Source organism: Nocardioides sp. P4_G4, from assembly GCF_056401085.1.
Map to the genome: position 1 here is coordinate 1 of NZ_JBFUKA010000111.1, position 11,400 is coordinate 11,400.

10 protein-coding genes and 1 riboswitch are annotated in these 11,400 nt (G+C 71.2%); of the genes, 6 read left to right on the forward strand and 4 right to left on the reverse strand.

Annotation, left to right across the window (positions count from 1 at the left end):
- The coding region (locus AC1DQF_RS19435; protein ID WP_477526874.1) for a zinc ribbon domain-containing protein at positions 1 to 325 on the forward strand (325 nt) is incomplete at its 5' end.
- 9 nt (positions 326 to 334) lie between these two features.
- Here the strand turns inward: AC1DQF_RS19435 and AC1DQF_RS19440 are convergent.
- Positions 335 to 1,108, reverse strand: coding sequence for a YaaA family protein (locus tag AC1DQF_RS19440; RefSeq protein WP_477526875.1), 774 nt, complete (start codon positions 1,106 to 1,108; stop codon positions 335 to 337).
- 51 nt (positions 1,109 to 1,159) lie between these two features.
- Between AC1DQF_RS19440 and AC1DQF_RS19445 the strand changes: the two genes are divergently transcribed.
- Positions 1,160 to 2,608, forward strand: coding sequence for an RNB domain-containing ribonuclease (locus AC1DQF_RS19445; protein WP_477526876.1), 1,449 nt, complete (start codon positions 1,160 to 1,162; stop codon positions 2,606 to 2,608).
- Positions 2,609 to 2,988: 380 nt separating this feature from the next.
- Here the strand turns inward: AC1DQF_RS19445 and AC1DQF_RS19450 are convergent, their stop codons facing one another.
- The gene (locus tag AC1DQF_RS19450; RefSeq protein ID WP_477526877.1) at positions 2,989 to 4,047 is read right to left on the reverse strand and encodes a ribonucleotide-diphosphate reductase subunit beta; all 1,059 of its coding nucleotides are present in this window, start codon (positions 4,045 to 4,047) and stop codon (positions 2,989 to 2,991) included.
- Entirely contained in the window at positions 4,044 to 6,437 is a 2,394-nt protein-coding gene (locus AC1DQF_RS19455) for a ribonucleoside-diphosphate reductase subunit alpha (RefSeq protein WP_477526878.1), read from the reverse strand. The genes AC1DQF_RS19450 and AC1DQF_RS19455 overlap by 4 nt, the downstream gene beginning before the upstream one ends.
- Before the next feature lie 136 nt (positions 6,438 to 6,573).
- A riboswitch (cobalamin riboswitch) is annotated at positions 6,574 to 6,799 on the reverse strand.
- A 151-nt stretch (positions 6,800 to 6,950) separates the two neighbouring features.
- Between AC1DQF_RS19455 and AC1DQF_RS19460 the strand changes: the two genes are divergently transcribed.
- The 4 genes from AC1DQF_RS19460 to AC1DQF_RS19475 are packed head-to-tail and all read left to right on the forward strand — an operon-like array spanning position 6,951 to position 9,571.
- Positions 6,951 to 7,343 (forward strand): hypothetical protein, encoded by a 393-nt coding sequence (locus AC1DQF_RS19460; protein ID WP_477526879.1) that lies wholly within the window; start codon positions 6,951 to 6,953, stop codon positions 7,341 to 7,343.
- A gap of 21 nt (positions 7,344 to 7,364) precedes the next feature.
- Entirely contained in the window at positions 7,365 to 8,645 is a 1,281-nt protein-coding gene (locus AC1DQF_RS19465; protein WP_477526880.1) for a sensor histidine kinase, read from the forward strand.
- Positions 8,642 to 9,265 carry a response regulator gene (locus AC1DQF_RS19470; protein ID WP_477526881.1) on the forward strand — a complete coding sequence of 208 codons (624 nt, stop codon included), beginning with the start codon at positions 8,642 to 8,644 and terminating at the stop codon, positions 9,263 to 9,265. The genes AC1DQF_RS19465 and AC1DQF_RS19470 overlap by 4 nt, the downstream gene beginning before the upstream one ends.
- A 60-nt stretch (positions 9,266 to 9,325) precedes the next feature.
- Positions 9,326 to 9,571, forward strand: coding sequence for a DUF3072 domain-containing protein (locus AC1DQF_RS19475; protein ID WP_477526882.1), 246 nt, complete (start codon positions 9,326 to 9,328; stop codon positions 9,569 to 9,571).
- 108 nt (positions 9,572 to 9,679) lie between these two features.
- Here AC1DQF_RS19475 and chrA read toward each other — a convergent pair whose 3' ends face one another.
- A complete protein-coding gene (gene chrA / locus AC1DQF_RS19480) occupies positions 9,680 to 11,155 on the reverse strand; it encodes a chromate efflux transporter (protein ID WP_477526883.1) in 1,476 nt (491 codons plus the stop codon).
- Between the last annotated feature and the right edge of the window lie 245 nt (positions 11,156 to 11,400).

The window sequence follows — 11,400 nt, forward strand, 5'->3', positions numbered from 1 at the left end:
CGCCGAGACCGACGCCCAGGTCGTCGAGCTCGCCACCGCGCGCGACGCCCGCTGGGCCGAGATCGACGAGAAGATCGCGGCCGCCGAGGAGGACCGGGCCCCGGCCACCGAGGGGATTCCCGACGACCTGATGGCGCTCTACGAGCGACTGCGCGCCAAGAGCGGCATCGGCGCGGCCGAGCTGCGGGCCCGCCAGTGCGGTGGGTGCAACATCACCATCGACGCCGCCGAGCTGTCCCAGATCCGCAAGGCCCCGGTCGACGAGGTCGTGCGCTGCGAGGAGTGCCAGCGGATCCTGGTGCGCACCTCGGAGTCGGGGATCTGAGCGCTTCGCTCAGACCTCGCTGACGACCACGTCGAGCTGGGTGCCGCGGGGCGTGGACGCGCCCACCTCGACGGTCCAGCCGAGGTCGGTGAGCAGGCGCGCCAGCGCGGCCGGGGTGCGCGGGTTGCCGCCGTCCTCCAGGACCGCGCGGACGATGCGGCCCTTGGTCGCCTTGTTGAAGTGGCTCACGACCTTGCGCACGCCGGCGGACTCGTGGAGCACGCGGACCGTCGCCAGGCGTGGCGCGAGCTCGGCCGGCGGGCGCCAGAACGCGGCGTACATCGTGGAACGCAGGTCGACGAGCAGCCCGCCGCCGACGGCCTCCTCGACGGCCTCGCCCAGCACGTCGCGCCACAGCCCGGCGACGGGTCCGAGGTCGGGGAGGCTGACGTCGCCGGCGAGCCGGTACGCCGGGATGCGGTCGCCGGGACGGACCAGCCCGAAGACCGACGAGGTGACGGCCACCCGGGTGGTGGCCCGGCGCCGAGCCGCGGTGGACAGCGAGTCGGAGCCCAGGGCGTCGTACAGGACCCCGGTGTAGACGCGGTCGGCCCGCGTGGTCGGTGAGGTCCGCAGCCGCGCGTCGAGGTCGACGAGGTCGGCCTGGGTGCCCCCGAGACCCAGGACGGCGGCGGCGTCGGGGCGCGCGGCCAGCGCGACGAGTGACTCGACGACCCGCTCCCGCGTCGGGTTGAGCACGGGCGAGCCGAGGGCGGACAGGTCGAGCGGCTTGCCGCGTCGGGGAGCGGTCTTGCCCTCGCTCGGCGGCAACAGGATCAGCACGCGGGCAAGAGTAGGGGCTCTGCGCACTCCGCCTTGGCTAGGGTGCTGCGCATGCCCAGCAACCGCGTCATCTCAGTCCGCACCGGCGACGACACGGTCTCGGCCGAGACGTTGCGCGGCGGGATCGCCGCGATCCAGGCGGAGATGAAGCTGACCCCGGAGTTCCCGGAGGCCGTCGAGCGGGCCGCCGCCACCGCCGCCGCCGCCCCGCGGCTCCCGGAGCTGGACCGGACGGACATCCCGTTCGTGACGATCGACCCGGCCTCGTCCCGCGACCTCGACCAGGCGATGCACATCGAGCGCGCCGGCGACGGGTACGTCGTGCACTACGCGATCGCCGACCTCACGGCCTTCATCACCCCCGGCGACCCGGTCGACGAGGAGGCCAACCGGCGCGGCGAGACGCTCTACGGCGCGGACTCCAAGATCCCGCTCCACCCGCCGGTGATCTCGGAGGACGCGGGGTCGCTGCTGCCCGACCAGGTGCGCCCCGCGCTGGTGTGGACGATCCGCGTCGACGCGACGGGGGAGGGCACCGACGTCGACGTCGTGCGTGCCCGTGTGCGGTCGCGGGCCAAGCTCGACTACGCCACGCTCCAGCAGCAGCTCGACGCCGGCACGGCCGACGAGATGTTCACCCTGCTGAAGGAGGTCGGCGAGCTGCGGCTGACCCGCGAGGCGGCTCGCGGCGGGGTGTCGTTGCCGCTGCCCGAGCAGGAGATCATCGACGAGGGCGGGCGCTGGCGCCTGGAGTTCCGCACGATGCTGCCGGTCGAGACGTGGAACGCGCAGATCTCGCTGCTCACCGGTTTCGCTGCGGCCTCGCTCATGGTCTACGCCCGCGTCGGGCTGCTGCGCACGCTGCCACCGGCCGATCCGCGCGACGTGCAGCGGCTGCACCGGACGGCGCGGGCCCTGGGCATCGAGTGGCCGGCCGAGCAGCTCTACCCCGACTTCATCCGCACCCTTGACGTGTCGCGGCCCGCGCACGCCGCGATGGTCGTGGCGTGCACCCGGCTGCTGCGCGGCAGCGGCTACGTCGGCTTCAACGGCGACCTGCCCGAGCARCCGCAGCACTCCGCGCTGGCCTCCGAGTACGCGCACGTGACGGCACCGCTGCGACGGCTGGTGGACCGCTACGCCCTCGAGATCTGCGTCGCGCTCTGCGCCGGCGAGGAGGTGCCGGGCTGGGTGCTGGCCAAGCTCGGGGACCTGCCGGACACGATGCGCGAGTCGGGTCGGCGGGCCAACCAGTACCAGAACGCGGTGCTCAACCTGGTCGAGGCGGCGATGCTCGCGCCTCGGGTGGGGGAGTCGTTCCCGGCCGTCGTCCTGGAGACCGACGAGAAGGACGACCGTCGCGGCGACGTGACCGTGCAGGAGCCGGCCATCGAGGCAACCGTGGTCGGGAGTCGGCCGCTGCCGGTCGGTGAGGACGTCTCGGTGACCCTGACCAAGGCGGACGTCGCGACCCGGAAGGTCGAGTTCACGCTGCAGTGACGCCGGGGCCTGTGGATGGGGCCAGCGCGCGGACCGTACGGCGACTTGCCCGCGGTCGCTACGCCCTGCCGACCGCCTCGGAGGCCCGTCGGGCTGCGGGCGAGCTGAGCGGTGTCGTCGGTCTCCGCAGCGCTGCCGCCCTTCGACGTCAGGCATGCCGACGCCCGGGCGGCCGAACCGTTCGAGTCGGTCATGCGGGCGCTGCGCCTCGAGTCGGGCCTGTCGGTCGAGCCGCAGACCAGGGGTATGTGCGGTGGGTGCTGGCTCAGCTGGGCGAGCGTGTCGGACGTGCCGAAGTCGGGTCCACCCTGGCCCGGCCCGCCTGAGGCCGGGCCCGGGTGGGACTTCTGCACGTCCGACACGCCGCCGGTCATGCGCGGTCAGAAGTCCTCGTCGAACCCGACCGAGCCCGAGACGCCGACCTGGTAGGCCGACACCTTGCGCTCGAAGAAGTTGGACAGCTCCTGCACGTCCTGCAGCTCCATGAAGGCGAGCGGGTTGGCCGAGCCGTAGATCGGCTCGAGCCCGAGGCGCTGCATGCGCCGGTCGGCGACGTACTCCAGGTAGGAGCGCATGTCGGTCGTCGAGAGGCCGGCGACCCCGCCGCCGAGGAGGTCCTCGGCGAACTGCGCCTCCGCGTCCACACCGTCGACCAGCATCTGGCGTACGTCGGCGGCCAGCTGCTCGTCGAACAGCTCCGGCTCCTCCTCGCGGACCGTGTCGACCACGTCGAAGGCGAAGGCCATGTGCATGGACTCGTCGCGGAAGACCCAGTTGGTGCCCGAGGCCAACCCGTTGAGGAGACCCCGCGAGCGCAGGAAGTAGACGTAGGCGAACGCGCCGTAGAAGAACAGTCCCTCGATCACCGCGGCGAAGCAGATCAGGTTGAGCAGGAACCTCCGGCGGTGCTCGCGGGTCTCCAGCGCGTCGAGGTCGAAGACCGAGTCGATCCAGCGGAAGCAGAAGTCGGCCTTGGCCTTGATCGACGCGATGTTGTCGACGGCCGCGAACGCCTCGTGGCGCTCCTTCTCGTCGGGGACGTAGGTGTCGAGCAGGGTCAGGTAGAACTGCACGTGCACTGCCTCCTCGAAGAGCTGGCGGGACAGGTAGAGCCGGCCCTCGGGGGAGTTGATGTGCTGGTAGAGGTTGAGCACCAGGTTGTTGGCCACGATGGTGTCGCCGGTCGCGAAGAACGCCACCAGCCGCGACACCAGGTGCCGCTCCGCGTCGCTGAGCCGCTGGAGGTCCTTGAGGTCGGAGTGCAGGTCGACCTCCTCGACGGTCCAGGTGTTCTTGATGGCGTCGCGGTAGCGGTCGTAGAAGTGCGGGTAGCGCATCGGCCGCAGGGTGAGGTTCATCCCCGGGTCGAGGAGCATCCGGGGCGCGCTCGTGTCGGTCGCGGTGCTGTGGTCGGTCGTGGTGTCGTCGGTCGTGGTCACTGGCAGGCCTCGCAGCTCTCGGGGTTCTCGAGGGAGCAGGCGAGTGCTTCCTCGTCGGTGATCGGGTCGGGGACGGTGGGGACGACGACGGGCTCGTGGACAGACGTCGTCGTCTGCTGGATGCGCGTCGCGGGACGTGAGCGCAGGTAGTAGGTCGTCTTGAGCCCGGCCTTCCACGCGTGCAGGTACATCGAGCTGAGCTTGCCGATGGACGGGCCGGCGATGAAGAGGTTGAGCGACTGGCTCTGGTCGATGTACGCCGACCGCTCGGCCGCCATGTCGATCAGGGCCCGCTGCGGCAGCTCCCACGCGGTGCGGAAGAGGCGGCGTACGTCCTCGGTAAGGGCGGTGACGCCCTGCACCGACCCCTCTGCCCGCTTGATCTGCTCGCGCACCTCGGGCGTCCACAGGCCGCGCGCCTTGAGCTCGCGCACCAGGGCGGTGTTGACCTGGAGGAACTCCCCGGAGAGCGTCTCGCGCTTGAACAGGTTGGACACCTGCGGCTCGATGCACTCGTAGCAGCCGGCGATCGAGGCGATGGTCGCCGTCGGCGCGATGGCGATGAGCAGCGAGTTGCGCAGCCCGTGCTCGGTGATCCGCGCGCGGAGCGCGGCCCACCGCTCGGTCTGGGTGCCGGTGACGTCCCAGAGGTCGGGCTGGAGGACGCCGGTGGCGGCCCGTGTCTCGTCGTACGACGGGTGCGGACCGTGCTGCTCGGCGAGCTCGCAGCTCACCTCGAGCGCGGTCAGGTAGATCTCCTCGGAGATGCGCGTGGAGAGCTCGCGTGCCTCGTCGGAGTCGAAGGGCAGGCCGAGGGCGAAGAACACGTCCTGGAGGCCCATCAGCCCCAGCCCCACCGGGCGCCAGCGCGGGTTGGACGCCGCCGCCTCGGTGCTGGGGTAGAAGTTGATGTCGATGACCCGGTCGAGCAGGGGCACCGCGGTGCGTACCGTGGTGCGCAGGGCGTCCCAGTCGAGCGAGGCACCCGTGAGGTGGCGGGCGAGGTTGACCGAGCCCAGGTTGCAGACGGCGGTCTCGTCGTCGGAGGAGACCTCGATGATCTCGGTGCACAGGTTGGACAGGTGCACGACCGGGCCGCCCGGGGTGTCGCGGGTCTGGTTGCAGGTGCGGTTGGCGGCGTCCTTGAAGGTCATCCAGCCGTTGCCGGTCTGGGCGAGGGTGCGCATCATCCGCGCGTAGAGGTCACGCGCCTTCACCTGGCGCACGTAGCGGCCCTCGGCCTCCGCGGTCCGGTAGGCCTCGTCGAACGCGGCACCCCACAGGTCGGGGAGCTCGGGGGCTGCGTCGGGATCGATGAGCGACCACACCTCGTCGGCCTCGACCCGGCGCATGAACTCGTCGGGCACCCAGTGGGCGAGGTTGAGGTTGTGGGTACGACGCGCGTCCTCGCCGGTGTTGTCGCGCAGCTCGAGGAACTCCTCGACGTCGGGGTGCCACGGCTCGAGGTAGACGCAGGCGGCGCCCTTGCGGCGACCACCTTGGTTGACCGCGGCGACCGAGGCGTCGAGCGTGCGCAGGAAGGGCACGATGCCGTTGGACTGCCCGTTGGTGCCCCGGATCAGCGCCCCACGCGAGCGCACCCGGCTGAAGGACAACCCGATCCCGCCGGCGAACTTCGACAGCTTGGCCACCTGCGCGTAGCGCGAGTAGATCGAGTCCAGGTCGTCGCGGGGGCTGTCCACGAGGTAGCACGAGGACATCTGGGTGTGCCGGGTGCCGGAGTTGAAGAGCGTCGGCGACGACGGCAGGTAGGCCAGCCGCGACATCAGCCGGTAGAACTCGATCGCCTCGCCCGGGTGCCGGGCGAGGCCGCAGGCGACGCGCAGCAGGAAGTACTGCGGGGTCTCGACGACCAGGCGCGACGAGGGGTGCCGCAGCAGGTAGCGGTCGTAGACGGTGCGCAGCCCGAAGTACTCGAAGCGGCGGTCCGCGTCACCGTCGATCGCGACGTCGAGCTTGCGGGCGTTGTCCTTGACGAACGCCGCGGTCTCGTCGCCGATCAGCCCCTCGGCGTGGCCCAGGGCCACGGACTGGCTGAACGAGGCGACGCCCTGGTTGCGCACCTCCTTGTCGATGAAGCTCGACAGCAGGCGGGCGGCCAGCTGGCTGTACTGCGGCTCCTCGCCGATCATCTCGGCCGCCGTCTGGATGGACAGCTTGTCGAGCTCGGCGGTGGTGGCGCCGTCGTACAGACCGCTGATGGTGCGGGTGGCGACCCGCAAGGGGTCGACCTCGGTCAGGTCGTCGCTGCACCGGTCGATGGCGCGGACGATCTTGTTGACGTCGACGGGCTCGTCGTCGCCGTTCCTCTTGCGGACCTGCATCCCTGTGCGCATCACAGTGCGCTCCGGCTGGGTGGTCACCGTCATTCTCTCTCCTCGCGAGACGGACTCGGACGGTCCGGGCGTGCGAGGGGTGACGGGGGAGCCGACGCCACCGCGGCCGTGGCCGGGCGTCGTCGTACCTGCCGTCAGCCGTCCCGCGCGGCATCGGACCACCACACCCGACGGGTGTGGTGCGCTGGCAGGTCTTCGGACTCGCGGGCGCGCCTCCCGGCTCTCACCGGTCGACCCCTACCGGCCGTCGCTTCCCAGGTCGATCGCTCGACCCAGTGCGTGTGACGGCTGTCGTTCCCACTCACCGCTGCGGGGCAGTCCCGGACTCTCACCGGGTTCCCTCTTGCCTCACGACGCCTGGATGGCGCCGCGAACCAGCTGCGTGACCACCATATGTAGGGCCGTCGGGGAAGTGGGGGACCACATCTTGTGTCGGCGTGTCCGGGGTGTCGCGGCGATCCGGACGGTGGTCGTAGTACCACAGGACGATGGCGGACCGGACCGAGGGGGAGCGAGGCTCGGGGCACACCGACCAAGGAGAACACCATGAAGAACCTCACCGTCACCCTCGCCGCGGCCGCCCTGGTCGCCACCAGCCTCCCGATGCTCGCCGCCTCTGCTTCGGCCTCGGGGGGCGACGACGACGAGATGATCCGCACCGGCTCCTGCAGCAACGGCGCCTCCTGGAAGATCAAGGCCAAGCCCGACGACGGCCGGATCGAGGTGGAGGCCGAGATCGACAGCAACCGCGTCGGCGAGACCTGGGCCTGGGTGCTCAAGCACAACGGCAGCGTGTCCGCCCGTGGTGCCTCCCGTACGTCGGGGCGCAGCGGCTCCTTCGACGTCGAGCGCAGGACGGTCGACGCCGCCGGCACGGACAGCTTCCGGTTCCGCGCCACCCGCAACGGCGCGGTGTGCGTCGCGACCGTCGGCCTCTGAGGCGCTGGGCATACTCAGCCCATGACCGCTCGCCCGACGCTGCGGAGCCCGGTGGCCGTCTTCCTGGTCGTCGGGCTCCTGGCGCTCGCCGCGATCGTGGTGGGTGCCCGGGTGCTGGCCTCGCGGGCCGCCCACGAGGAGGCCCTGACGGACGCGCGCGCGACGACCGGACTGCTGGCCCGCTCGGTCGCCGAGCCGGCCATCCCGTCCGGGCTCGCCAAGGGCCGGCCCGGGGCGGTGGACCGCTTCGACCGGGTCGCCACCGAGCGGCTGCTGGGGGGCGACGTACGCCGCATCAAGATCTGGGCGGCCGATGGCACGATCGTCTACTCCGACGACGTCCGGCTGATCGGGGAGCAGTTCGCGCTCGGCGAGGAGGAGCAGGACATCCTCACCGACGGCGGGTCCGACGCCGAGCTGTCGCAGCTGGACCAGCCGGAGAACCGCTACGAGCGCGGTGGGCCGGCGCTGGTCGAGGTCTACACCCAGGTGGTGACGCCCGAGGGGCAGCCCCTGCTCTTCGAGGCGTACTTCACGTTGTCCCGCATCGAGGCCCGGCAGTCCGAGGTGATCGCGCCGTTCCAGAGGATCACCCTCGGCGCCCTCGCGCTGCTCGTGGCGGTGGCGACCGCCCTGCTCGTCGTGCTGACGCGACGGGTCACGCGGGCCGCTGCCGAGCGCGAACGCCTGCTGCGGGGCGCGGCCACCGCGTCGGAGGCCGAGCGCCGCCGGATCGCCCGGGACCTGCACGACGGTGTGGTCCAGGACCTCGCAGGCTCGGCCTTCGCCCTGTCGGCGCTGGCCCGCGAGCAGACCGGGCCGACGCGCACGACGCTCCTCGACACCGCCAGCTCGCTGCGGGGCGGGCTGCGCTCGCTGCGTTCGCTGCTGGTCGAGATCCACCCACCCGACCTCAACGCCGCGACCCTGCCGGCGGCGCTCGACGACCTCTGCGCGCCGGTGTCCGCGTCGGGGGTGGCGGTCGAGCTGCAGGTCGGCGACCTCGCGGACGTCGGCGTACAGGATGCGGCGCTGGTGTGGCGGGTGGCCCAGGAGGCGGTGCGCAACACGTTGCGGCACGCCCGGGCGACGACGATGAGCGTGGACCTGCGGGCCGACGGGCGGGCGCTGGTGCTCACGGTGGAGGACGACGGCATCGGGTTCGAGCCCGGGTCGGTGGACGCCACGGCACACTACGGACTGCGTGGGCTGGAGAGCCTCGTGCGCGACCACGGGGGAGTGCTCACCATCCGCTCGGCCCCGGGCGCGGGGACGACGACACGGCTGGAGACGCGGGCATGACGATCAGGGTGCTGCTCGTGGACGACCACGCGGTGCTGCGCAGCGGGCTCGAGCGGCTCCTCGCCGGGGAGCCCGACATCGAGGTCGTGGGGACGGCCGCCGACGGGGCCGAGGCGCTGGAGGAGGTACGTCGTACGTCCCCCGACGTCGTCCTGATGGACCTGCAGATGCCGGGGACGGACGGGGTGACGGCGACCCGTCGGATCGTGGCCGAGGGCGGCCCGGACGTCCTGGTGCTGACGTCGTTCTCCGACGCGGACCGGATCGTCGCGGCACTGGACGCGGGTGCGGTCGGATACTTGCTCAAGGACGCCGATCCCGAGGACGTCATCGAGGGCGTGCGGGCGGTGAGCCGGGGTGAGTCGCCCCTGCACCCGCGTGCGGCCCGACAGCTGCTGACAGCGCGGCACGCCTCGCCGTCCGAGGTCGACCTCACCCCCCGGGAGAGCGAGGTGCTCGTGCTGGTCAGGCGGGGGCTGGCCAACAAGCAGATCGCCCGCCGGCTCGGCATCTCCGAGCGCACGGTCAAGGCCCACCTCACGTCGGTCTTCGCCAGCATCGGCGTCTCCGACCGGACCCAGGCCGCGCTCTGGGCCGAGCGTCGGGGGCTGGGGGACTGACCCCACACCCAGGGGTGCGCCGGCCCTTGACGTCGCCGTTTCCTCGGGTACGTTCGCACCATGACTGATTCGAACATGCATTCGGACGAACCCACCACCGAGACCCTGGGCGGGGCGCAGCAGAACACCACCGAGAAGGACCCCGAGGAGTGGGTCACCGGTGACGAGCCCATGACCGGCGCTCAGCGCAGCTACCTCGACACGCTGGCCCGCGACGCCGGCGAGGAGATCTCCGCCGACCTCACCAAGGCGGAGGCCTCTGAGCACATCGACCGGCTGCAGGAGAAGAGCGGTCGGGCCTCCTGATCTGCCCACTCGGCGTCTAGGTTGGACTCACGCAGACCAGCCGCCCCGCTGGAGTTGGCGCGCCAGGCCCGCCTCGTCGTCGACGAGGTGGGCCTGTTCCATAAGACGTCAGGTCGCGAGCARCTCGACGAGTCCGGCCGCGAGCCCGACCAGGGCGCAGGCGCCGAGGGTGCGCAGGACGGGCCACTTGGCGCGGAAGAGCAGCAGGGTCGCGAGTGCGGCGACCGCGAGCGAGAGTGGCTTCAGGCTCCCGGGCTCTGGCAGCTGGAGGTCTACCGGGCCCCAGGTGAAGGTGCTGACGTCGCTGAACAGCGTGTGGATGGCGAAGTAGATCGCCAAGTTCGCGATCACGCCGACCACGGCCGCCATGATGCCCGTCAACGTGGCGGACAGCGCGTGGTTGCCCCGAAGCCGTTCCACGTAGGGCGCACCGACGAAGACGAACACGAAGCACGGCACGAAGGTGACCCAGGTGGTCAGCAGGGACGCAACGACGGCGGCGACCCAAGGGTTGAGGTCCCCTGGGTCGTTGTAGGCGCCGACGAAGGCGACGAACTGGACCACCATGATCAGCGGTCCGGGGGTCGTCTCGGCCAGTGCCAGCCCAGTGATCATCTCGCTGGCCGTGAGCCAGCCGTAGACCTGCACTGCTTGCTGGGCGACGTAGGCCAGAACCGCGTAGGCACCTCCGAAGGTGACGAGCGCAGCACCGGTGAAGAAGAGCGCCTGGTCGGTGAAGATGCTGTCTCGTCCGGTCACCGCGACGACGGCCCCGACCGGGATGGCCCAGGCGACGAGGCCGACGCCGATGACCTTCAAGGAGTGGGTCCTGCTGGGGCGTTCGGTGTGAAGCGCGTCGTCCGAGATCAGCGGAATCGGCCCATCGGGTTCAACAGACGGTGGTTTCGGCTCGCGCATGGTCTGAGGCGCCCAGTGACCCAGTGCCCATCCGACCGCCCCCGCGACACCTACGACGAGCGGGAACGGGGTCTTGAAGATCGACAAGGCAACGAACGCAGCCACCGCCAGCGCGACGAGTGCCGGATGTCCCAGAGCCCGGCCACCCACCCGGAGTACGGCCTGGGCGACGATCACCAGGACCGCCGGTGCCACAGCGGCAAGCACGGCGGTGACGATCGTGGTGTCTCCCGCGCTCACGTACAGGGCGGACAGCGCCAGCAGGGCGAGCACTCCAGGGAGGACGAACAGGACTCCGGCGATCAGGCCACCGGCCACCCCGTTGAGCAGCCATCCGATGTAGATGGCCAGCTGCTGGGCTTCGGGTCCTGGGAGCAGGGTGCAGAAGGACAGGGCGTGGAGGAACCGCTTCTGCCCGATCCATTGTTTCTGGTCGACCAGGGTGTGCTGCATCACCGCGATCTGGCCAGCCGGGCCGCCGAAGGTCTGCAAGGAGATGGCGAACCAGGTACGCGTTGCCTGACCGAGCGACAGTGCGACGCCAGCGCTGCGTTCGGGCTGGTCCGCCGAGCTGGTCACGGTGTCTTCATTCCACACCTGTCTCGCGTGGCGCAAGCCCAGCCCCTGCGGCGACGCGACATCACCCGGACCGGATGAGGTCAGCACCCGATCCCGACGCCATGCTGGGGGCATCGCCAGGAGCCGAGGACCCCGTGGTCGACAGTGAGCAGCCCGACGAGTGGCAGACGGAGCGACACGTGAGCAACAACGCGCCCGTGCTGACGGCCAGCCTCTGGCGGACCCGGCGGGCCGCCGCGATGGCGGGGATCGTATTTGGTGTCCTGCTCCTGACGGCCATGACGCTGCTGCGCCTGGCGCTGTCCGACGCCAGCTTCGAAGCCCTGCAGTCC